Raw genomic sequence first — 23,566 nt, 5'->3', positions numbered from 1 at the left:
TTATTGCCGCTCTGTCGTATCATCGGTGGTGACCATTGCAGTATTCAGGGAAGAGGCAACAAAGCCTATGCGCATAACGCAGTAGCGATATACGTCAAATGACGCATGCGGCTGCGACCAGCAGTCGGCATACTTTGTTCGTTCTCCAGTAAAAACATGAAGGAAAGGCGCACGCCACCGATGCATTCCAATAAGATCCTTGCGACCCGACGCACCTACAACAAGCTGGTTGCCAACGAGATGTTGGAGGATTTTGCTTTGCGTTTTACCGCTAAGCGGGCAAGACGTTGGAATATGGCGTGGATCGCGAACACAGCACTAGGCACGGTATCGTTCCTGGTGTTAGAAGCCTTAGGCGGGGCGATCACACTTAACTATGGCGTGATCAATGCGTTATGGGCGATCGGTGTTGTCAGCCTCGTGATCCTGTTCAGCGGTATCCCAATCAGTTACTACGCGGCCAAGTACGGTGTTGATATCGATCTACTCAGTCGCGGTGCCGGTTTTGGTTATATCGGCTCCACCATCGCTTCGCTTATTTATGCCTCTTTTACCTTTATCTTCTTTGCCCTTGAAGCAGCCATTATGGCGATGGCTTTGCAGCTATTGATCGGAGTTCCCCTATTAGTGGGTTACGTGGTTAGTGCGCTAATAGTGATCCCTCTTGTTACCCATGGTATTACCAATATCGGCCGCTTCCAGCAATGGTCACAACCGATCTGGCTGGCGATGCAGCTGGTACCACTATATTTCGTATTTACCCACCCAGACAGCCAGTTCAATGAGTGGATTAACTACGCAGGCCTCGATGAAAGCAACGACAACAGCTTCAACTTTGTAATGTTTGGCGCCGCCTGTGCGGTACTGCTTTCGGTGGTTGCGCAGATTGGCGAGCAGGTGGACTTTCTCCGCTTTATGCCCGAGCCAACAAAAAAGAGCCGCTTACGTTGGTGGACGGCATTGCTACTAGGCGGCCCGGGCTGGATCCTGGTCGGCGCGCCGAAAATGATTCTGGGTTCATTTCTCGCCTACTTAGCACTGGCTCACGGGTTGCCCGCGCTGGTGGCCGACGACCCAGCGCATATGTATATGGTGGTATTTAACTATGTCACCGACAATAAAGGCTTGGCACTGTTTCTGGCTGCCAGCTTCGTTATTGTTTCGCAGTTAAAAATCAATGTGGCTAATGCCTATGCTGGATCTTTGGCGTGGTCAAACTACTTCTCCCGTATTACCCACAGCCATCCTGGACGGGTAGTTTGGGTGGTATTTAATGTCGTCATCGCCCTGCTATTGATGGTCCTCGGCGTCTATCAGGCATTAGAAGAGATGCTACAGATCTATTCGGTATTGGTGTTGGGCTGGATCGGCGCGATCGTTGCCGATCTGATCATCAACAAGCCCCTCGGACTCAGCCCCAAGCATATTGAATTTAAACGCTCACAACTCTATGACATCAACCCGGTCGGTGTTGGCTCCATGCTCCTGGCCTCGATCATTGGCATCATGGGCCATCTGAGCCTGTTCGGCGAGCTATTCAAAGCGATGGCCTCCTTTGTCGCATTTTTATTGCCCTTTATCACCGTACCGCTATTCGCTTGGCTGACGAAAAGCAAGTTCTACCTGGCCCGTCCTGCGGAACTGTTTGCCGCCGAGCTGGAGACCTGCAGCGTTTGCGAACTGCGGTTTGAACGCGAGGATATGACCCATTGTCCAGCGTATAATAGTCCCATCTGTTCGCTATGCTGCAGCCTGGATGTACGCTGTGGCAACAAGTGTCGTCCCCACGCAACCTTAACTGCGCAGTCACGACAGTTTGCGGGGCGTTTTTTGTCCCCTGCCTGGGTAGAAAAACTTGGTGGCTCCATGGGCCAGTTTGTGCTGGTGATGCTCGCCATCTCCTCTGTGATGTCAGCCATACTGACCCTTGCCTATGCGCAAGTACCGGAGGCACTTGCCGCCGATGGCAGCGTCGCTACCGCCTTTATCAAAGCGTTCTTCTTACTTCTGATCCTAATCGGCGTAGTGAGCTGGCTGTTTATCCTTGCCCGTAGCAGCAGTCGGGTCGCAATGCAGGAGGTACAGTCACAATCTGAACTGCTAAGCCAGGAGATTGATGCCCATGAGGAAACTTATCGCGCCCTGCAGCGAGCCAAAGAAACGGCGGAAACGGCAAACCAAGCAAAGAGTCGTTATTTAGCAGGTATCAGCCATGAATTGCGGACACCGCTCAATGTATTGCTCGGCTACGCCCAGCTGCTCAGTAAAGATAATGAACTAAGTACACAGAAGCGAGAGTACGCAGCGATTTTACGTCGCAACGGTGAGCATCTATCGGACTTAATTGAAGGCCTGTTAGAGATATCAAAGATTGAGGCGGGTCGTCTCGAACTGCAACGAGACGATGTTCAGATCACCGAATTTCTTAATCAGTTGGTAGATATGTTCCAACTGCAAGCGGTCAACAAAGGGATCCAGTTTGACTATCAGCCCTGCAGGTATCTGCCAGAATTTATCGCCGCGGATAAACAGCGCTTACGTCAGATCCTGATGAACCTGCTCTCCAATGCGATCAAGTTTACCAAAGAGGGCTCTGTAAGCTTTATCGTCAATTATCGCAACGAGGTCGCACACTTCCATGTCAAAGATTCTGGTATCGGCATTGATGAAGCGGATCGCGAATTAATCTTTCGCCCCTTTGAACGGGTCAGAAACCTATCGACGCAAGCCATCAGCGGTACAGGCTTAGGCCTGACTATTTCGCGCTCGTTAGCTGAACTGATGGGCGGCAATATCGATTTTAAAAGCACCCTAGGGGTGGGCAGTGAGTTCACCTTGAGCCTCATGTTACCGCAAGTCGCACGACCTAACCGGGTCAAGCTGCCTGATGCCAATGTGATTGGCTATCAGGGGGATGAAAAGACCCTCTTGGTCGTAGATGATGAAAGCTCACAGCGTCAGCTAATGAAAGATATCCTAGAACCACTTGGATTTGTTCTTTATCAGGCAGCCAATGCCACGGAAGCCCTGGCGCTTTGCCAGCATTGCCCGGTTGATCTATTCCTGTTAGACGTTGCCATGCCTGAGATCAGCGGCTGGCAGCTGGCTATTCAACTAAGAAAACAGGGCTTCACCCAACCCATCATGATGGTGTCCGCCAACACCTTAGAGAGTGAGCACGACAATCTACTTGGCCAATATCATAATGATTACCTCACCAAACCGGTGGAGCTAAACACCTTGTTAGGGAAAATTGGCCGACTGCTGAACCTGAACTGGCAGATACAAGATACCGAGAAGGTAGATGACGAGCAGAGTAACACGGCAAAAACGCTCAATACGCCAGACCTTATCCCTGCAAGCAAATACCTCAAAGAACTAAAAAATTGGGCAGAGATTGGCTACCTGAGTGCATTCTCCGACAGCTTGGGTAAGCTGGAACAACAACAGATCGCCGGTAGTGATTTTATTCACCGCATGCGACAAGAGTCTCAACGTTGTGATTTTGAAAAGATCGTCACCTATCTGGAAGCGTTAATCGATGAGTAATACACCCAATGTCAGCTCAATTGTCTTAGTCGTCGATGATTCACCAGAATCTTTGGGGATGCTCAATGCCGCGCTGAACAACGCAGGCCTGACGGTACTGGTGGCTCTATCAGGCCAACAGGCGTTATCCATATCTGAGCGTATCACGCCGGATGTGATCCTGATGGATGCGATGATGCCGGGCATGGATGGGTTTGAAACCTGTGAAAAGATCAAGCAACAGTTACCCATGACCCCGGTGATCTTTATGACTGGCCTCACCGATGTAGAGCACGTGGTGCGCGGTTTCGAAGTTGGTGGTGTTGATTATGTCACCAAGCCGATCGTCGCCGAAGAGGTAATGGCACGGATCAAGGTACACACGCAAAACGCCCGTTTAGCGATCAGTGCGCAAACGGCATTGGATCATGCAGGGCAATACGTCATCTGCGTCGACCATCAGGGCGAGATTGAGTGGGCGACACCCCATGTCCATCAATTGGTCGCATCGGCGAAGGGTGAGGAAGCCGAGATCTGGCATAGCATCAGTGCACAGTTAATCACTTGGTTGCAGGACGATCCGGCACTGCCGTTGACCATTTCGCTATTTGAGATGCCGATGCACGCTCAGTTTGGTGGCGAGCATCAAGCGGGCCATAGCTTAATCCGATTAGTGGCGGCTGAATCAGAAAAATCACCGGAAACACTGCAGCAAAAACTCCCCATCACCAAACGGGAATCAGAAGTGCTGTACTGGGTATCATTTGGAAAAACCAATTGGGAGATCGCACAAATATTATCGATGAGCCCACGCACCGTGAACAAACACCTAGAGCAGCTGTTTAAAAAGATTGATGTGGATAATCGCACGGCCGCCGCAGCGATCTCGATCCGGATCTTGGATGGCGGAGAAGCACAACCGGCTTAACTTCCCCTCAATGAGGCACTTAACATTATCGAGTGATCCAGCGTCAGAAGATTTTACAAATCCATCGACCTCTCATCGATATGAGTTGCTTATCTTTTGTTTATTAAGCGAAATATATCGCGGCACACTATATGCTTGATCCTACTTGAGCAATCATTTAGCACGCAGAGTAAGGATGAGTATTATGAAGAAATCATTACTAGCCATCGCAATGCTAATCATAGGAACATCATCAGCAAACGCTGGATTGATGGGTAGCGGTGTCACAGCGAATTACCACTATGCCACATACGGTTCCATCTTACACACAGAAGCCAGCACGGTTGCCGCAGGCAATGAATGGGTTAATCCCACCGGATTTCCAGGTGATTGGGACGCTTTTGACTACATAGACATCGGCGATGACTACATTCATTTCGACTACAAAGATGACGCCTGTTGCCGTTGGGTAAACACCTCTTACAATGGCTTTGAATTTATATTTGATAGTGGCGTACTAGCGGATCTTGCCGCCGTGAGCTTCTCGGCCAACACTGATGACTATGTCGATTCAATGCTAAGTTGGGTTGACGATACATTGTTTGTCAATTGGCAAGGAGGCAACATCACGGGTGTTGATTCCGTGCATATTAACCTAACGTTTGCGTCCATTCCTGCACCGGCGAGCGCTCTCCTACTTGGACTGGGGTTAGTCGGTTTAAGTCTGCGTCGGCGCAACAAGTGAACCACGTGTGATAATCCATCATTCAATGAAAAACGCTTTCGATTGACGAAGGCGTTTTCACTTTGTGGCTACTAACAACCTGACATTAACGCCTATCAGTGTCAGACGAGTTTACAAGAAACTATCCCCGCCGAAGCTGACACCGCTAACACACTGATATGAAACAATAAAAATAACGGCACAATACCTGCTTGTGTTTGCGTAATAACCATTAACAATACCAACATAGTAGGATGACGTTCATGTTGAATAACTTAGTAAAAACCACATTGGGAGCCTCTCTGCTCGCCGCAAGTGCTTTTGCCAGTGCTGCAGTGATCCCTTACGGCCCACAGAATGATGTTGCTGTTTCCACCGTTACTAACGATTGGGGTTGGAGCGAGTGTTATTCAGCTACCTATGCTACGCCTATGGGTACAACTGTTGACGATGAGTTAGCCAATTGTTCAGGTGACTACCTGATGCTGGCTGCGCGCCGCACAGGCTCCGATGTTTTTGAAGTACTTGCAGCAGCAGGCTGGGATGATGTGTTGACTGACACAGGTGCAGCCAATAACGACGTCACCACGACCGCCAATGGCGCAGAATGGTATTATGCAGATGGTTGGTCTTGGGGTTTCGCAGGCTTGGGTGACGACGTCAACAAGTTCGAATGCGATACAGCAGCGGCATCGGAAAGAGATCGTCTTTGCTGGCACACGTTAAATGGTGTTGGCGGTTATCGTGCGGGCAGCTATTTGGGACTTAACAACAGCACTGATTGGGAAAAAGTAATCTTAGTCGCTAACGCTGTAGCGGTTCCTGCACCAGCAACCGCGCTGCTGCTCGGACTCAGTTTAGCTGGATTAGGCTTGCGCCGCCGTAACAAATAGTAGGTTAACACCGCAAGGTTACTACTCGTAAATAAACGCCTCCGTTGATCGGGGGCGTTTTTAGTTTTATCAAGCTAAAAAAGTTTCAATGCCCTACCTGCTCGCCTTACGTCCTGCGAGCATAGACACCCAAATGTCACAAACAAGCAATCTTCCCGCAACAAAAACGTCCCATTTCTGTCATCCGACCTCTCTAACCTTACGCCGTGACTCTTATCACAACAGTCGTTCAATTTCCGAACATTCAACGGTATTTAGGACAGTGAGATGAAACTAAACAGGATAGCCCTATCCGGCGCCTTGGCCGCGGCCATTGTTGCCCAGGCTCAAGCCCAGGTTGTACCTACGAGCCAAATGGACAACGCTTGGTACACAGAAGCCAGCGCATTACTCAATGCCAAACTGCAAGCCAGTACTCAATTCAAAGCGAAGAACGTGATCCTTTTTGTCGGCGATGGCATGGGAGTTTCGACCCTAACCGCCGCGCGCATTTTGGAAGGTCAGCTCGCTGGCGCTATGGGTGAGGAGCACTATCTTAGCTTCGAAACATTTCCCCATACAGCACTGGCCAAAACCTACAATGTTGATGCGCAGACGCCCGATTCAGCAGGCACCATGACCGCCATGATGTCGGGTTTAAAAACAGACGCTGGCGTGATCGGTTTAGATGAAGATGTCGTTCGCGGCGATTGTTCAACCGCTGCAGGCAACGAAGTGGTGACTGCGCTGGAACTGGCTGAGATCCGCGGCTTGTCCACCGGCGTGATCTCTACCGCTCGTATCACCCATGCGACCCCCGCCGCCACCTACGCCAAATCAGCAGACCGTAATTGGGAAGATATATCAGATATGCCCGAAGACGCGGTAACAGGTGGCTGTGAAGATATCGCTTCGCAGCTAGTTAACTTTGAACCAAGATTAGAAGCCCGCTTTACCGGTATCGACGTCGATGGCATCGATGTTGTGATGGGTGGTGGTCGGCGCCACTTTCTGCCAAAGGATGCGACAGCTAATAGCGCCGACGCGGCCAGTGAAATCGAAGGCGATCGTACTGACGAGCGCAATCTGATCGCTGAGTGGCAAGCAATGTACAGCGATGGCCACTATGTTTTCGATCAAGCAGGCTTCGATGCCATAGATCCAGCAGAAACAACTCGCCTATTTGGCTTATTCAACGAATCTCATATGCAGTATGAAGCAGACCGAGACAACGATATTGCCGGTGAGCCTTCGTTGTCGCAGATGACAGAGAAAGCCATCGACGTACTCGGCAATAACGATAAAGGGTTCTTCCTGATGGTGGAATCTGGCCGTATTGACCATGGCCATCATGCTGGCAGCGCCTACAACGCATTGACCGATACCATCGAAATGGCGAAAGCAGTTCAGCAAGCTGTCGAAATGACCGATCCCAATGAAACATTAATCTTAGTGACAGCTGACCATAGTCATGTATTCACCATCGCCGGCTACCCTAAGCGCGGCAACCCAATTTTGGGCAAAGTGGTGGGGGTCGGCAACGATGAGCCTGCAGAAGCTGCAGATGGTATGCCGTATACAACCCTTGGCTATACCAATGGTAAAGGGTTCCGAGATTTAGGTACAGAAACCAATGCCGATGCGACTTACAGCTTGGACAACAGCAACGGCCGCCAGGATCTGACGACTGTTGATACCACAAGTACAGGTTACCACCAGGAAGCCCTTATCCCACTCGGTTCAGAAACCCATGCTGGTGAAGATGTTGCCATCCACGGCAAAGGGCCTGGTGCGCAATTGCTTCAGGGCGTGGTTGAGCAGAACATCATTTTCCACATCATCAACCAATCCCTTGGCCTAGTCGCGGAATAAGGAACAAGACAATGAAACTGACTAAATTAAGCTTGGTTATAGGTACCGCACTGTTGGCGATAGCCGGTTGTGATGATGGTGACGATGGCGATAACGGCCTGACGAGCCTGATCGCCCAAACCCAACTGGAAGTGGGCGATACAAACTGCCCGAATGGCGGTACTCAAGTACAAAGCGGACTAGACAATAATACCAACGGTACACTGGACGCTGATGAGGTACTGGACACCAGTTATGTCTGCTCCGCCGGCAATACCAGTGTAGCGACCGCAGAACTGTTAACCACTCTCAACAACCCCTGGTTTGGCGCGGCGCAAAACAAAATCGCTGAAGCCAAATCTGTGTGGCAGCAAGTGATCGGCACGCAACCACGCAGTGCCAATGGTGGTGTGGTCACGACCAAAGTCGCAGGCAAAGCAAAAAATGTCATTCTGTTTGTCGGTGACGGCATGGGTATTTCCACCGTCACCGCAGCCCGCATTCTTGAAGGCCAGATGCAAGGTGGCAACGGCGAAGAGCATATGTTGAGCTTTGACATGATGCCTTTTGCAGGTTTAGCGAAGACTTATAACGTTGATGCCCAGACCCCTGATTCAGCGGGTACCATGACGGCGATGATGAGTGGTGTGAAGACCGATGTCGGTGTCATCGGTGTCGATGAAGATATCGAGCGCGGCGACTGCGCAACGGTCGCAGGAAACGAGTTGGTAACAGCACTGGAGCTGGCAGAGATAGCAGGCAAGTCAACCGGAGTGATCTCTACCGCACGGATCACTCATGCTACACCCGCGGCCACTTATGCTAAGTCTGCCGATCGTAACTGGGAAGATGTGTCCGACATGCCAGAAGCTGCGGTTGTTGCAGGTTGTGAAGACATTGCAGCACAGCTGGTGAACTTCGAGTCTCTGCTGGAAAGCCGTTATGCCGGTTTGGATGTTGATGGTTTAGAGGTGGTAATGGGCGGTGGTCGTCGGCACTTCTTGCCTAAAGACGCTATGTATAACAGTCCCGACGCAGTGAGTTCGGTTGAAGGTGACCGTACCGATGGCCGAGATCTGACTGCTGAATGGCAAGCTAATTACATGGATGGTGTTTATATTTACGACCAGAGCGGTTTCGACGCGGTGGACACAGAAACGACTGCTCACCTGTTTGGCTTGTTCAACGAATCTCATATGCAGTATGAAGCGGACAGAGCCAATGATGTTGCAGGTGAACCATCGTTATCTGAGATGACCAGCAAAGCGATTCAGGTGCTCGACAACAACGACGATGGCTTCTTCTTGATGGTTGAGTCTGGCCGCATAGACCACGCTCATCATGCCGGAAGTGCCTACAATGCCCTGACCGATACCATCGAATTTGCTAAAGCCGTTGAAGCGGCTTTGGCACTGACCAACGATGAAGAAACACTGATCATTGTGACGGCGGATCATAGCCATGTGTTTACTATTGCTGGCTATCCAAAGCGTGGTAATCCGATCCTTGGCAAGGTTGTTGGAATTGGTAGCGATGAGCCTGCCACTGCCAGCGATGGTATGCCTTATACAACCTTGGGTTATACCAACGGCCGGGGCTTCCGTAACCTCGGCGCTGAAACTAATGCTGATGCCACTTATGGCTTGGATCCAGCCGCTGGACGTCAGGACTTGGGCGACGTCGACACCACCAGTCCGGGCTTCCACCAAGAAGCTCTGGTACCTATGAGTTCTGAAACCCATGCGGGAGAAGACGTGGGGATCTATGCACAAGGCCCTGGTGCGTTTCTGGTGAATGGTACCAACGAGCAGAATATGATTTTTCACATCATGAATCTCAGTGGCAATTTGGCCGAACAAGCTAACGCCAAGCTTTAATTATTCATAACAAAAAAAGGGAGGTTCACACCTCCCTTTTCTGGATCTGACATTATGCCTATTAAGAATTTACAAACTGCCTCACTGTTCGCTCTCTCCTTACTCGCACTGCTCTCTCAAGTGGCTTTCGCCACGCCCGCATCGCAGTGCTCAATCTTGTCGCAGCAGCTTTCTGCTCATTATCAAATCGACATGACTGAACACGGAAAGAAACAGACCACAGCGTTCTGGCTTTGGCGCGATGGCAATAAAGTAGCCCACCAATACCCTGCCACCCAGATCACCGAACAATGGGATCTACTCGGCAATAACTGGATAAAGCCCACCCGCTTTTTTGATCACTACCAACGCGCTATCGAATATCAACCTGGGGGAAAAGTACATGGTAAGCAGGAACAGGACTGGCCCCACCGCTATCAACTGATCTCCGCTCAGCAACTGGAAAAATTCACTCTGAAGTCGGAGCAAGGAGAGGGCTGCGACAAGCGCCAAACGCTGGAGCTCAATAGCAACAATGAAAAAACCACCCTGGTTTGGTTGCCGCAGCTACAGCTGATCCATTCCCTTCAACGCCATTATGGTAATAAGCAAGAGCAGTGGCAGTTGGTGACCCTTGCTCACGATAGAAAGACGATCAACACATTCTTCGCAGTACGCCAAAATTACCAGGCAACAGATTATGCCGATATTGGTGACGACCATACCGATCCGTTTCTCACTCAAATGGTCACCCAAGGGTTTATTGAAGGCGGTGCCTCTGGATTCTACGATACTCAAGGCAACGCTTTGGCAGGTCACGAACACCACCACTAGCGTCAGTTCTCTTTTCACCAGCCCCGCCAAATATACAAGGGATATCTGGTAGGTATTCACCTGATAGCCCACCCCTTCAGCAATGCTGCTGCTTGACGACACCACTACTCATAGTGAATTTATATAGTTAGCATAAACTCTTTAGTTGTTAGCATGTTGTCTTGCTTCGCTTTGCTCTATGCTTAAAACAACAACAAGTAATAAGTCATGAATAAGGATGCCCCAATGCTGCTTTCCCACTTCATCAACATCCCTCTCGTCAAAACCACCCTTTGCGGATGCGCTCTAATCTTCAGCACCTCTTTAATGGCACAAGATTTTCAGTTAATGGAAGAGAGCGAAATTGACGAGCGCCTCAGCTATCTGGAAGCACGTCTGAATGAGATCCAAACACCATCTACCTATTGGCAATATGGCTGGACCGGATTCTATGGTGCCAGCGCGTTAGCACAGGCATACAAAGCAAACGACGAAGATGATTCTGATGAATCAACCAAGCTGTGGGTTGGCGCAGTGAAGTCAACGGGTGGCTTTGCCATGATGATGCTAAAGCCGCTACCCGTGGTTGCTGGCTGGGACGAATATCAGATGCTACCGGGCAATAACCGCGCAGAGAAACTCGCCAGACTGGCGGAAGCAGAAAAGATGCTGGAACAGAGTGCATGGCGTGCAGATGAACGCTACACCTTAAAGCCGCATTTGATTGGCGTTGGCGTTAATTTACTCGGTGCCGCAGCCATTGCAGCATGGGGTGATAGTGGCGATGCCCTAGGCTCTGCTGCGTTGGGGATAGCAATTAGCGAAGCAGCTATTTGGACACAACCGGATGCTGCACGGGAAGGCTGGGACGGTTATCAGCAACAGTTTAATGAAGCGGAAAAAAGCGCGTTCAACTGGCGCATTGTCCCTGGGTTTAACAGCGTTTCGTTACAAGTTACTTTCTAGCCCCAATATCCCCGTAGCCACCATAGCTATCTATCAAGGCTAAAGGTGGCATGGGGCTGCAGAAGTTAGACTATGCGTCTAACTCTGCATAAAGTTCACTGGCAGCAACGACTAAGGATTCACCTGCCAAGTTAGGAAAGACGGCCACGACACGGCCATCTTTTTCCATACCTGGGAGCCATTTTTCCATCCAATCCACCAAGCTAACAGCCAGTGGCTCTAAGCCTTTCCAGTCCGCGATAGCGCAAGCGGCAGCGGCATCTTCAGAAGGCCATACGGGTAAGCACTCTTCATCGCCAGAGGTAACGATCAAGCAACCTTCATCGTCTTTCAGAACCCAGACTTGCTCAGCGGCTAACGCCATCTCTAAAAAAGCTTCATAGCGTGTCTCGGATTTTTCACCGAATAAGGCTGTTGTATTCTTCGCTGTATCAGTCATGGGGTTCTCTCATTCAAATGGTAACTCGCGCAATCTACACAGTTCCAGGGCGAAAAAACAGCCATTTCGCCACCAACAGAGTAGATTTCTACACAGCTACAGCATGCAATTGGCTATTCGCCCATACAATCGCGCTGCTCTCATCGGTAAAACTCATTTGAGGTATCGATTGGCTGCGATAAAGGCGCAACTTTTCCACAAACAGGTATTGCCAGTTCTTTGCATAGATATGACCCGTAGCACATTCGCCATGAGCCAAACACCAATCCACCACGGGCAGATAGGCTTCCGTCAATTCAGGTGTGGCACCTTCCCACTCGGTCAGATCGGCAATGGCTACCCAGCGCTCAGCAAGCGGACATTTTTTCAGGTCGTCGAAGAAATCAAACACAGCCTCTTTGTTCCACGCCCCAATAAACTTCACTTTCACAATACTGTTATTCTGAAGAAGTGATATTTCATAACTACCATGACTAGCAAACATATCGACCTCCCCTACTTTCACTCTAAATACTCACATAGCTCTCCCTTGGTTATCGTGTGCAACCACACAACTCTTTAATCTAAATAAGTAATGTTTGCGCTCTGTTCCATAGCGCCCTTTGAAACGCATTCTAGCCAAACACGCTGGCATGATTGATCTTACTTGCCACGTAAGCCCTAAATTCCGTCTAGACTTTGCGTACATTATTACGCTCCGCCAATAAATGAAGGATATGCCGTGTTTAATGCTCTGGTCATTGATAAACAAGACGAAAAGCAGGTGGTAGAGATCCGCCAACTGGATGACTCAGCACTACCAGAAGAAGAGGTGGTCATTGCGGTGGATTATTCATCCATCAATTACAAAGATGGCCTGGCAATCACAGGTAAAGGAAAGATCATCCGTAACTTCCCCATGGTGCCCGGCATCGATCTGGCTGGCAGCGTGATCTCTTCAAAACACCCCTGCTATCAAGCAGGTGACCAAGTGGTTCTCACCGGCTGGGGCGTTGGCGAGAACCATTGGGGTGGCCTCGCCGAAAAGGCCAGCCTAAAAGCTGAATGGTTGGTACCAAAGCCCGAGGGGCTGACAGGTAAACAAGCGATGATGGTCGGCACCGCGGGATTTACCGCCATGCTCTGTGTCATGGCACTAGAAAGCTATGGTGTCACGCCGGATAAAGGTGAGATATTAGTCACCGGCGCCAGCGGCGGTGTCGGCTCCGTTGCTGTCACACTATTGAAGCAACTAGGCTATCGCGTTGCAGCCGTGACTGGACGTCCAGAAAACGCCGAACTACTAACAGCACTCGGTGCAACGCGCATCGTGCCCCGGAGCGAACTGGAAGGCAAAGGTCGTCCATTAGACAAGCAGTTATGGGCAGGCGCTATCGACACGGTTGGCAGTCAACTGCTCGCTAATGTGTTATCAAAAATAGATTACAACGGTGCCGTCGCCGCTTGCGGCTTGGCCGGAGGATTTGATCTGCCGACCACAGTGATGCCTTTTATTCTGCGCAACGTAGCACTACTAGGCGTCGACTCAGTAATGTGTCCCTATGAGAAGCGCAAAGCGGCGTGGCAACGTCTGTCAGAGCTTTTACCTGCTAGCTATTATGCTCAAGCCTGCACCGAGATATCATTAGAGCAAGTGACAGAATACGCAGAAAAGATCACGCTGGGACAGGTGACGGGACGCACGTTAGTCAAGCTTTAAACTGACGCTTTAGCTTATCTCCTCAAACAGAGAGAGCGCATACTTATGGGCTCTCTCCTTTTTCGTCAATCCTCTATCAGTACTTTAGTCTGCAGTTTTATCCCGCCTTATACACTCGGCAGTGTGAGCCAAGTGAAGTGCCGCCAGCAGAAATTAAAAATAGTCATAACAACAGCTGGTTAGCTCTGGTATGGTTAATTATTAGGAAGCTGATAATCGCTTGCCACTTACGAACGAATAACGATTCGATTGTTATGGCAAAGTCAGCGAAAACGCTCAGCTAGGCAGCACTGTTTAAGGATAAAACGTGAATACTCAAATTGCGCTATTTCGTGGTATCAATGTTGGTGGCAAGAATCTAATACCAATGGCAGAGCTTAAGCCACTTATTGAAGAGCTTGGGCTGCAGAACGTACAAACCTATATTCAAAGCGGCAACGTACTTTTTCAATCCAGCCAAACAGAGCAAGACGATTTAGCAGAAAAGATAAGTTCGGCAGTAGAAAATCAGTTTGGTTTCAAGCCTGAAGTGATGCTAGTTACCCCTGACGATCTGCAAGCCGCCGTCGATAAAAGCCCGTTCAAAAACACCGAGCCCAAATCACAGCATTTCTACTTTTTATCTGGGACTCCAACAGCCCCAGACTTTGATACGCTTGACACGCTGAAGTCTGAAAATGAATCATTTGAATTAGATGAAAAGATATTCTATCTATTCGCACCGGACGGCATTGGTCGTTCAAAATTGGCAGCGCATATCGAAAAAAGCCTAGGCGTCTCTGTTACCGCAAGAAACCGCAATAGTGTGACCAAGATGCTCGCGATGCTGTAACAGTATCCCGTGCAGCATTAAGGACGCAAAGATGAAACGGATCGTTCTACCTTTAGTCTTACTTCTAAGTTGTAGTGCCCTGTTTTCTGCCTATGGCCACGCCAACGCCCTTCCCTCGTCACAAGTTTCTTCATCGGCGCAGAAATTACCCCTAGCGCGGCCATTAGTGAGACGTTCGCCTGGGGTATACGATGAGCAATTACTGCGGCAACATGCTGACGGCAGCTCCGCCGAATCTTTACGCTTTGTACTATCGGTACCAGAAAATGACTTAGCCAACGCAGCCACACCTCTCGTCGTCGCGCTGCATTACAGCGGTAATATCACTCCGTTCTTTGCCGAAGATATGTTCTATGACCTAATCGACCCAGCCCTTGCGGATCTAAACGCGCTAGTCATACTTCCCGACGCACTAAGTAACGACTGGACAACGCCAGCTAACGAAGCGGCACTGTTACAGCTGATAGCGAGTATCCAAGCAGCTTATCAGATCGATACAAACAGAATACTGCTGACAGGCTACAGCCTGGGCGGCACTGGCGCTTGGTACCTTGGCCAGAGGCACCAAGCACTATTCTCAGCGATACTACCTATTTCTGGCATGCCTCCGGCACCAGAACAAGCGACGCCAGCGCAACAAAAGTGGCAGATCCCCATCTATGCGATCCATTCACTCACCGATCAGGTGAGCTCCGTGACAGCAACCCGTGACTACATCATGCTACTTCAGGCCAGCGGCAGCGACGCCACGCTGGTGACATTAGAGCAGGCTAATCACTATGATTTCGCGGCGTTTACTGATGCGCTTTATCAAGCTATACCTTGGATAGAGTCAATCTGGAAACAGCCGGAATAAACAAGCGAAGCAAAAGAGATTAGACATGTTGAAAGCGATAAAACATATCTTTGCTTCCAGCCTACTCTTCGCAGTGCTGCTGACGACAGTGGTTACGCTGTGGGAGTGGCTAGAGAACCCTGGGCAGATATTTCGCAACGAGCGAGGCACCCACTGGCAGCCTTTGTTCGATACGGCCATTAGCTGGTTCCTGCCAGCTTTCAGCTACGCACTTGTACTGTTAGTGCTGCTCTTCTTACTTCAAGCAGCGATACAGAGATTTAAACTAAAAAATAGCCGCCAAAGTAATAAACAATAGCTCACAGAAAAATAGAGCGCGGGCAGTCATTAAGGATTTAGAAAAGCTCCCTTTACTCCTCCGTCGCCACCACTCTTCGGCTTAGCAAATCTCCCCCTAGCAACTAAGCTGCACAGTATCAGAAAAGCAATCATACGAACGGGGACATACACTGGTGGAACCGATTTCATACTCTCCTGATAACCAGCAAGCTGGCCGCTGGATCTGGTTTCTAGATGTGGTGTTCGGAGCCATCGTAGCCCTAGGGATCCAAAAATACGAGCCCGTCGTTAAGCAAGCGTGGGAGCTAGGGCTCGCCACATTCGTCACTTCTCTGGTTGTCGCCAGCTGTATTGGCTTCTTTGTCGTCTATGACATCGCGGTATATCATGCACTCGCCAACAAATATCCATACCGGATGAGTTTCCTAGGCTTTAGTCGGTTCTTCCTTGACTTAGTGATGGCTTTTCTTCTCTACCTATTACTGGTCAATAGCTTTCAAGTGACACCTGAGTGGTTTCCTATTCTAATCACGATCTCAACATGGCACGTCGCCGCGATGATTTGGCACCTGATAGCGACAAATGAACATCCCCAAACGAGCAGCCATTCAGATGTTAGTGCACTCCCCCACCTGATTTTTATCGGTATCTACTGGCTTGTTGCCTTTTTAGCCGATGGTTTCAGCAAGCATGAACTACAACTTGCTCACGATTCACAGGCTCGTACCACTCTGGTTGTCTTAGCCATAACAATACTGGCCGTTTCAGCCTACCGCTGGCAGCAGATATTAAAAAAGCTTGTTATTGCCTGATTTGAAGGCAACAAAAAGCCCCGATAGCTTTCGCTATCGGGGCTTTCTTTAAGCAGTGCTAACTAAATGAAATTACTTAGCAGCTTTCTTCGCTTTCTCTTCTGCGATAACAGTCTCAGCTACAGAGTTCGGGCACGGTGCATAGTGTGCGAACTCCATAGAGAACTGACCACGACCAGAAGTCATGGTACGCAGGCTACCGATGTAACCGAACATCTCTGCCAGAGGTACATCAGCCTTAATGCGAACGCCAGTTGCGCCAGCTTCCTGATCTTTGATCATGCCACGACGACGGTTCAAGTCACCGATAACATCACCAACGTGATCTTCAGGAGTGAATACGTCAACCTTCATCACTGGCTCAAGCAACTGAGGACCAGCTTTAGGCATAGATTGACGGAAAGCACCTTTCGCTGCAATTTCAAACGCGATAGCTGATGAGTCAACTGCGTGGAAACCACCATCAAACAGTTCAACTTCTACGTCCAGCACAGGGAAGCCAGCCAATGGGCCTTCTTCCATCATGCTCTTGAAGCCTTTTTCAATCGCAGGGAAGAATTCCTTAGGAACGTTACCACCAACAACGGTTGATGCGAACGTGAAACCTGAGTTTGGCTCGCCAGGCTTGATACGGTAATCGATCTTACCAAACTGACCAGAACCACCAGACTGCTTCTTGTGTGTGTAGCTGTCTTCGATCGGTGTGGTGATAGTTTCACGGTAAGCCACCTGAGGCTGACCAACAACCAGCTCAACACCATATGTACGCTTCAGGATATCAACCTTAATGTCTAGGTGCAGTTCACCCATACCCTTAAGGATGGTTTCACCTGAATCATCATCAGTTTCAACCTGGAATGAAGGATCTTCAGCAACCATCTTACCGATAGCGATACCCATCTTCTCAGAACCGCCCTTATCTTTAGGCGCAACAGCGATTGAGATCACTGGCTCAGGGAAGATCATTGGCTCCAGAGTACATGGATGCTTAGGATCACACAGTGTGTGACCTGTCTTCACGTTCTTCATACCAACAACAGCGATGATGTCACCGGCTTGTGCAGAGCTTAATTCGTTACGCTCATCCGCATGCATCTCAACCATACGGCCGATACGCTCAGTCTTACCAGTAGCTGAGTTCAGGATGGTGTCACCCTTGTTCAACTTACCTGAGTAGATACGGATAAAGGTCAAGGCGCCAAAACGGTCGTCCATGATCTTAAATGCCAATGCGCGGAATGGTTCGTCAACGGTAACCAGAGCGTGCTCACCAGTAGGCTCACCAGTTTCTTCGTCAGTCAGTGGCTGAGGATCAACTTCTGTTGGTGAAGGCAGGTAATCAACAACTGCATCCAGAATCAACTGAACACCTTTGTTCTTAAACGCAGAACCACAGTAAGTTGGGAAGAACGCCATAGTACGAGTACCGGCACGGATACAACGCTTAACGTCTTCCATTGAAGGCTCTTCACCTTCCATGTAAGCCATCATCAATTCGTCGTCCTGCTCAACCGCAGTTTCGATCAGCTTCTCGTGATATTCGTCAACCTGGTCAACCATATCAGCAGGGATATCTACGATTTCGAAGTTCTCTGGCAGGCCAGAGTCGTCCCATACGTAAGCTGTTTTAGTTAAGATGTCGACAACACCTTTAAAGTCATCTTCACGGCCGATAGGCAGCGTCATAACCAGTGGGTTAGCAGCAAGTACTTTCTCTACCTGACCAACAACACGCAGGAAGTCGGCACCGATACGGTCAAGTTTGTTGACGAAAATGATACGTGCTACTTCAGATTCGTTTGCATAGCGCCAGTTAGTTTCTGACTGAGGCTCTACACCACCTGAACCACAGAAGACACCAACACCGCCATCGAGAACTTTCAGTGAACGGTAAACTTCAACGGTGAAGTCAACGTGTCCTGGAGTATCGATGATGTTCATGCGGTGATCTTTCCAGAAACAGGTAGTCGCCGCTGACTGAATGGTAATACCACGCTCAGCTTCCTGTTCCATGAAGTCAGTCGTTGCTGCACCGTCATGTACCTCACCAGTTTTATGGATCTTACCGGTAAGTTTCAAAATACGTTCTGTAGTGGTGGTTTTACCCGCGTCAACGTGCGCGAAAATACCAATGTTTCTATAGTGCGATAAGTCTGACATTGCGTTACTCAATCGTTCATGGGTCAAAATTGCGCGTCAGTATACAGGATTTTCAATTTTTTTATTAATAAATAACCAATGAAAAATGATGCTTTTTCCACTGCCTGTAAACATAGCGATATAGCATGGCGCACGAATCATGCTAACCACATGATTTTAAATTGGTTTATGCAAGACACTTTTAGAACAGAAGAGCCCAAACTAGCCAGGTTCGTTCTACATGGTATGATTTACCCAACAACGGTCAGGTGGATGCGCCAGCCCGCGTCAGACATTACCTGACAAACGCCTGCCTGTCTCAAATTAATACGATTCAAATCTTAAACCTTCAGCACAGGATCGCCCTAGTGAGTAAAAGCGTCGGCATGCGCCTTAACAAATTCATCAGTGACTCAGGCTTTTGTTCAAGAAGAGAGGCCGATCGCTTGATTGAAGACCGCCGCGTTACGATCAATGGCCAACTGCCAGAGTTAGGGACGAAAGTGCAGGCTGACGATACAGTACAGGTAGATGGCAAGCCTATCTGTGCCGTACCAGAAAACAAATCAGACCGAGTCTATATTGCTTATAACAAACCCGTTGGCATCACCTGCACCACAGAACGCAACGTCCACGGCAATATCATTGATGCTATCGGCCACAAGCAGCGTATTTTCCCTATCGGACGCTTGGATAAGCCATCAGAAGGGCTGATTTTTCTCACCAGTGATGGCGATATAGTCAATAAGATCCTGCGGGCGGGAAATGAACATGACAAAGAGTATATCGTCACGGTAGATAAACCGGTGAACCCGCACTTTGTACAACGTATGGCCAACGGTATCCCGATACTCGACACCGTCACCAAACCGTGCAAAGTCAGTATTGAAAGCAAGTTCGTGTTCAAGATTATTCTGACGCAAGGGTTAAATCGGCAGATCCGGCGCATGTGCGAGTATCTAGGCTACAAGGTGACCAAGCTAAAACGAACACGGATCATGAATGTCGAGCTAGGCACATTAAAAGTTGGCCAGTGGCGAGAACTGACCAGCAAAGAGATGGCTGAGATAAACAGTGCAGTAGCCCATTCAAAAAAGACCGCTGACGCGACGCCAGCACAAAACAATGCCACGATAACCCGTAGCAAGCAGCAAGCCGATCACAACGCGAAGCCAGCAGCCCCTCTCAAAAAACGAGCTAAAATGGCATTTAAAGGCAAAGGTAAGCGGTTATAACCTATTCCAGAGCTCACTGACTTCGGTGGGGTTCAATCTACAAAATGAGAAAAATCAACACCTTCGACTAAGAGTTCTGCATCAGAAACGATCCGTTTTAACAAGCGTTCAGAAGTAGGTATACCACTCGCTGGTGCGGTACCGTAATGCTTAACTAGAAAAACCACCGCAGTTACGGATTTACCTTCACTGTCCACTGCTTTAACTTTTCGGTAATATGCGGTCACCGTATCAGAGTCCAATACGCCCCACGCCACTTCAGCAGCATAACCCGGATAAGGATCTGACACCGGCTTGATATCTTTGTCGGCAAATTCAGAAGTCATCGCACTGTGTATCAGTCGATCGGCGGCTTCATTTGATAAGATGTAGGCTTTCGCTGGTGCGCCATCTTCACCACTGATGGTGCTAATGGTTCCTGAACATGCAGTCATACAGACAACGAGTATACAAATCAAAATCTGGCGCATTGAAGACCTCCCAAGTTATGAGCTAAGTACAAGAACTATATAGTCATTAATGTTCACAACTGGCCCTCATCTGCTTCAGCGCATCATCTATCGCTTGCTTATCCTTACTGGTTAATACCACTTGCTTTGCTTGCTTGCACCGCTCAGCCAATTGTTGACGAATATCCAGCATATGCGTGTACAGCTCTTGGTCATCTGGAAATAAACCGGGGAAACCAGACGCAAGTTTGCGTATTTGTCTTGTTGCTCTACACCCACACATTGACCAATGCCAATGCCTCCATGTTCCAAGGCTATCTGGGTTTGACTGCCATCAATTTGACTAACTGTATATAAAAACACTCGGCTATCACCTTCAGCAATAGAGGTAACAATAAGCACCGCGCTTACACCGCTCAAAGCCCCGCTCGCGACATGCCACTTACCGCCGATCACCGCCCCCGCTAAGCCACCCATCACTGCATTTCGTGCAAAAGCCGATTGTGCAGTCGTGATCTCGACAGCCGTGACATGACCATAACTTAATTGGTGGGTAGCATCATCGGTAGCGGTCGTAGAACGAGCACAAGGCGCCATTAGTAAGGCCCAACCTAAAAAAATGAAAGGTACAATAAATCGGTGCATAAACACTTCCATAAAATCAAAATGCAGCTCTAATTAAAACTAAACGAAAACAAATAATCACGGCTGTTAATCATTAGTTGGCAAAGCGAGTAGTCAACAAAGATACGTAGGATTCTACTTCACCATCGTCACATAGTAGACTGTATCCGTAGTTCCTTCTGTCTGGACCTCTTCTTTTGCTTTTAACTCATTCTAGTACTGTCCACACTGGCTTCTTATTGAGCCGGCATAGCCGCGACACAGCATCGGGTACGCAAATAGTCTTATGGCTAACCAGCGAACAGGGCCCGGTAAAGCTAGTCATCGAAAACCAACAGCCGCTGTTTTTTATCGCCACACAATACCGAGCGATGGCCGAAGCGAGCTTGTCCAGAGCCAAACTCACATACCAGTGTAAAGACCTGCCCCTCTCGCTGTTTGATCATAGCCCGGTCTCGGTGTTCTATTTCACTGCCATCAATAGCCATTTTCGTGCCCAAGACCTACTAAGAGAGCAGCAGATTGAGCTGTTCGAAGTTGATTTTCGACTGCATGACCGCTATTTGATGGAACGCTTTACCAAAGGAGGGCTCCAGTTCATTGGCCAGCCTAGTCAACGACCAGGCTATATCGAGTATCAACAGGCGAAAATTAAACCCGCGGAGTATCTACCAGAGTTTAAGGTTCTATCACTAGACATCGAGTGTTCTCTACAAGGTGAACTTTACTCTATTGGTATGCATATACCCGCCTCGGAGCAACAAACAGAGATCGCCACTGTCATTATGCGCGGAAAGCCGCAGCCAGCCTCAACCGCTATCACTTGGGTAGACAGTGAGCGAGAGCTGCTACAAGCACTCGAGCAGGCGATGCAGCAGCTCGACCCCGATATCGTGATCGGTTGGAACGTGGTCAATTTTGATTTTCGCCTATTACTAAAGCGTGCCGAGAAACATCAGTTAAAGCTGCGTCTGGGGCGCGGTAACAGCTACGCTAGCTGGCGTGACTCGCGAACGGAAAACAATCAGGGCTTCATCACCTTACCCGGCCGAGTCGTTATTGATGGGATTGATGGCCTAAAGACCGCAACTTATAGCTTCGACAGCTTTAGCTTGGAAGCTGTGGCCCAAACACTACTTGGCAAGGGCAAATTGGCTGACAATGTCGCTGACCGAATGGCAGAGATCGACCATAACTTCCATCACGATAAACCCGCGCTGGCCGCCTATAACTTGGAAGATTGCCGCTTAGTCAGCGAAATTTTTGAACATACTCAGCTGTTAGATTTCTTGCGTCTCCGCAGCCAACTAACCGGCTTAGAGCTCGACCGTATTGGTGGCTCTGTGGCCGCATTCACCAATGTGTACCTGCCCAAGTTACACCGCGCCGGATATGTTGCACCGAATCTTCCCGCTGATGGCGGCCTAGCCAGCCCCGGCGGCTATGTCATGGACTCACGTCCGGGCCTATACAAGCATGTGTTGGTGCTGGATTTTAAGAGCCTATACCCATCGATTATCCGCACCTTCAAAATTGATCCTATGGGACTAATCGAAGGGCTAAAGACCCCGCAAAGCGCGATCCCAGGTTTTCGGGAAGCGTTGTTTTCTCGGGACAAGCACTTCCTGCCAAGCATCATTAATGAGCTTTGGTTGCAGCGGGACGAAGCCAAAAAAGTCAAAGATGCGCCGCGCTCGCAAGCAATTAAGATCCTGATGAACAGTTTCTATGGCGTACTCGGCTCAGGTGGCTGCCGCTTCTATGATCCTAGATTGGCCAGCTCGATCACCCTGCGTGGCCACGAGATCATGCAGCAAACAGCCCGTTGGATAGCCGAACATGGCTATGAAGTGATTTATGGTGACACTGACTCGACGTTCGTTTGGCTAAACGGTGATTTCAACAGTAACCAAGCCGATAGCATCGGCCAACAGCTGGCTGAAGATATTAATCTTCGCTGGCGACAAAAGCTGCAGCAAGAGTTACAACTCGACTGCCACCTAGAGATCGAATACGAAACCCACTATCGACGCTTCCTGATGCCCACAATTCGCGGTTCCGAGGCGGGCAGCAAAAAACGTTATGCCGGTTTAATTGGTGAAGGCGCATCCGAAAAGCTGATATTTAAAGGGCTCGAAACCGTTCGTACCGATTGGACAGAGCTAGCTAAACAGTTTCAAACCCAGTTATATCAGATGGTGTTTCACGATCAGGACCCCAGCGATTTTATCCAGCAAACAGTCAATGAAACCTTAGCCGGTCAACGCGATGCACTGTTGGTTTACAAAAAGCGCTTACGCCGTAAGCTAAGCCATTATGTTAAGAATGTGCCGCCCCACGTTCGCGCAGCAAGAATTGCAGATGAAAGAAATCTTGCAGAGGGCAAGCCACAGCAATATCAACACAAAGGCAGTATCAGTTACCTAATCACACTAAACGGTCCTGAGCCGGTTGAACACCTCACCAGCCCGATCGATTACGATCACTACATTGATCGCCAGTTAAAACCTGTCGCGGACGCGATTCTTCCTTTCATAAAACTTGATTTCGATCGATTAATAGATAACCAATTAGGGTTATTCTGAAAAGTCATCGCCTAATCACCTTAAAAACGTGAACTCGCGCATGAATTGCTGTATATTTCGCCAACATTTTTTATCGACAAGGACGTGCTGAACATAACAG

General features: G+C 49.1%; 21 protein-coding genes. 15 read left to right on the top strand and 6 right to left on the bottom strand.

Annotated features, from left to right (window positions below):
• Complete coding sequence (locus EZV61_RS11515) at positions 1-186, bottom strand: hypothetical protein (RefSeq protein WP_131415750.1); 186 nt, start codon at positions 184-186, stop codon at positions 1-3.
• Between EZV61_RS11515 and EZV61_RS11510 the strand changes: the two genes are divergently transcribed.
• From EZV61_RS11510 to EZV61_RS11475, 8 genes are all read left to right on the top strand, one after another.
• The gene (locus EZV61_RS11510) at positions 181-3,549 is read left to right on the top strand and encodes a hybrid sensor histidine kinase/response regulator (RefSeq protein WP_114339489.1); all 3,369 of its coding nucleotides are present in this window, start codon (positions 181-183) and stop codon (positions 3,547-3,549) included. The two genes, EZV61_RS11515 and EZV61_RS11510, sit on opposite strands and share 6 nt — an antisense overlap.
• The gene (locus EZV61_RS11505; RefSeq protein ID WP_130567241.1) at positions 3,542-4,456 is read left to right on the top strand and encodes a response regulator transcription factor; all 915 of its coding nucleotides are present in this window, start codon (positions 3,542-3,544) and stop codon (positions 4,454-4,456) included. The genes EZV61_RS11510 and EZV61_RS11505 overlap by 8 nt, the downstream gene beginning before the upstream one ends.
• Before the next feature lie 184 nt (positions 4,457-4,640).
• Positions 4,641-5,180: a PEP-CTERM sorting domain-containing protein gene (locus EZV61_RS11500; RefSeq protein ID WP_165569589.1), complete on the top strand. Its 540-nt coding sequence runs from the start codon at positions 4,641-4,643 to the stop codon at positions 5,178-5,180.
• Between the two features lie 242 nt (positions 5,181-5,422).
• Positions 5,423-6,052, top strand: a complete 630-nt coding sequence (locus EZV61_RS11495; protein WP_165569588.1) for a PEP-CTERM sorting domain-containing protein — start codon at positions 5,423-5,425, stop codon at positions 6,050-6,052.
• Positions 6,053-6,319: 267 nt separating this feature from the next.
• Positions 6,320-7,903 (top strand): alkaline phosphatase family protein, encoded by a 1,584-nt coding sequence (locus tag EZV61_RS11490; protein WP_131415737.1) that lies wholly within the window; start codon positions 6,320-6,322, stop codon positions 7,901-7,903.
• An 11-nt stretch (positions 7,904-7,914) separates the two neighbouring features.
• Complete coding sequence (locus EZV61_RS11485) at positions 7,915-9,759, top strand: alkaline phosphatase (RefSeq protein ID WP_131415735.1); 1,845 nt, start codon at positions 7,915-7,917, stop codon at positions 9,757-9,759.
• Positions 9,760-9,813: 54 nt separating this feature from the next.
• Complete coding sequence (locus EZV61_RS11480) at positions 9,814-10,572, top strand: hypothetical protein (RefSeq protein ID WP_240695194.1); 759 nt, start codon at positions 9,814-9,816, stop codon at positions 10,570-10,572.
• A 207-nt stretch (positions 10,573-10,779) separates the two neighbouring features.
• A complete protein-coding gene (locus tag EZV61_RS11475) occupies positions 10,780-11,517 on the top strand; it encodes a hypothetical protein (RefSeq protein WP_131415732.1) in 738 nt (245 codons plus the stop codon).
• Positions 11,518-11,587: 70 nt separating this feature from the next.
• Here EZV61_RS11475 and EZV61_RS11470 read toward each other — a convergent pair whose 3' ends face one another.
• Both EZV61_RS11470 and EZV61_RS11465 read right to left on the bottom strand, forming a co-directional pair.
• On the bottom strand, positions 11,588-11,956 hold the full coding sequence (locus EZV61_RS11470; RefSeq protein WP_131415730.1) for a DUF2750 domain-containing protein: 369 nt from the start codon (positions 11,954-11,956) through the stop codon (positions 11,588-11,590).
• Between the two features lie 88 nt (positions 11,957-12,044).
• The gene (locus EZV61_RS11465) at positions 12,045-12,440 is read right to left on the bottom strand and encodes a hypothetical protein (RefSeq protein WP_131415728.1); all 396 of its coding nucleotides are present in this window, start codon (positions 12,438-12,440) and stop codon (positions 12,045-12,047) included.
• A 237-nt stretch (positions 12,441-12,677) separates the two neighbouring features.
• Between EZV61_RS11465 and acuI the strand changes: the two genes are divergently transcribed.
• The 5 genes from acuI to EZV61_RS11440 all read left to right on the top strand — a co-directional run bounded on the left by acuI (position 12,678) and on the right by EZV61_RS11440 (position 16,434).
• On the top strand, positions 12,678-13,655 hold the full coding sequence (gene acuI, locus EZV61_RS11460) for an acrylyl-CoA reductase (NADPH) (protein WP_131415726.1): 978 nt from the start codon (positions 12,678-12,680) through the stop codon (positions 13,653-13,655).
• A gap of 307 nt (positions 13,656-13,962) precedes the next feature.
• Positions 13,963-14,487 carry a DUF1697 domain-containing protein gene (locus EZV61_RS11455; RefSeq protein WP_131415724.1) on the top strand — a complete coding sequence of 175 codons (525 nt, stop codon included), beginning with the start codon at positions 13,963-13,965 and terminating at the stop codon, positions 14,485-14,487.
• 31 nt (positions 14,488-14,518) lie between these two features.
• Positions 14,519-15,343: a carboxylesterase family protein gene (locus EZV61_RS11450; RefSeq protein WP_131415722.1), complete on the top strand. Its 825-nt coding sequence runs from the start codon at positions 14,519-14,521 to the stop codon at positions 15,341-15,343.
• Positions 15,344-15,368: 25 nt separating this feature from the next.
• Positions 15,369-15,641 carry a hypothetical protein gene (locus EZV61_RS11445; protein ID WP_131415720.1) on the top strand — a complete coding sequence of 91 codons (273 nt, stop codon included), beginning with the start codon at positions 15,369-15,371 and terminating at the stop codon, positions 15,639-15,641.
• A gap of 154 nt (positions 15,642-15,795) precedes the next feature.
• A complete protein-coding gene (locus tag EZV61_RS11440) occupies positions 15,796-16,434 on the top strand; it encodes a hypothetical protein (protein ID WP_131415718.1) in 639 nt (212 codons plus the stop codon).
• Positions 16,435-16,506: 72 nt separating this feature from the next.
• Here the strand turns inward: EZV61_RS11440 and fusA are convergent, their stop codons facing one another.
• Positions 16,507-18,594: an elongation factor G gene (gene fusA / locus EZV61_RS11435; protein WP_131415716.1), complete on the bottom strand. Its 2,088-nt coding sequence runs from the start codon at positions 18,592-18,594 to the stop codon at positions 16,507-16,509.
• A gap of 302 nt (positions 18,595-18,896) precedes the next feature.
• On the opposite strand from fusA, the gene rluF reads away from it, so the two are divergent.
• Positions 18,897-19,808: a 23S rRNA pseudouridine(2604) synthase RluF gene (rluF, locus tag EZV61_RS11430; RefSeq protein WP_420810811.1), complete on the top strand. Its 912-nt coding sequence runs from the start codon at positions 18,897-18,899 to the stop codon at positions 19,806-19,808.
• A gap of 32 nt (positions 19,809-19,840) precedes the next feature.
• Here rluF and EZV61_RS11425 read toward each other — a convergent pair whose 3' ends face one another.
• The gene (locus tag EZV61_RS11425) at positions 19,841-20,278 is read right to left on the bottom strand and encodes a hypothetical protein (protein ID WP_131415714.1); all 438 of its coding nucleotides are present in this window, start codon (positions 20,276-20,278) and stop codon (positions 19,841-19,843) included.
• A 111-nt stretch (positions 20,279-20,389) separates the two neighbouring features.
• The gene (locus tag EZV61_RS11420; RefSeq protein WP_131415712.1) at positions 20,390-20,902 is read right to left on the bottom strand and encodes a hypothetical protein; all 513 of its coding nucleotides are present in this window, start codon (positions 20,900-20,902) and stop codon (positions 20,390-20,392) included.
• A gap of 176 nt (positions 20,903-21,078) precedes the next feature.
• Here EZV61_RS11420 and EZV61_RS11415 point away from each other — a divergent pair, with 176 nt between their 5' ends.
• Positions 21,079-23,466 (top strand): DNA polymerase II, encoded by a 2,388-nt coding sequence (locus EZV61_RS11415; protein ID WP_131415710.1) that lies wholly within the window; start codon positions 21,079-21,081, stop codon positions 23,464-23,466.
• Positions 23,467-23,566 lie beyond the last annotated feature (100 nt).

The sequence above is a fragment of the Corallincola luteus genome (assembly GCF_004336975.1).
GTDB lineage: Bacteria > Pseudomonadota > Gammaproteobacteria > Enterobacterales > Neiellaceae > Corallincola > Corallincola holothuriorum.
This window is presented reverse-complemented; position numbering and strand designations above follow the sequence as displayed.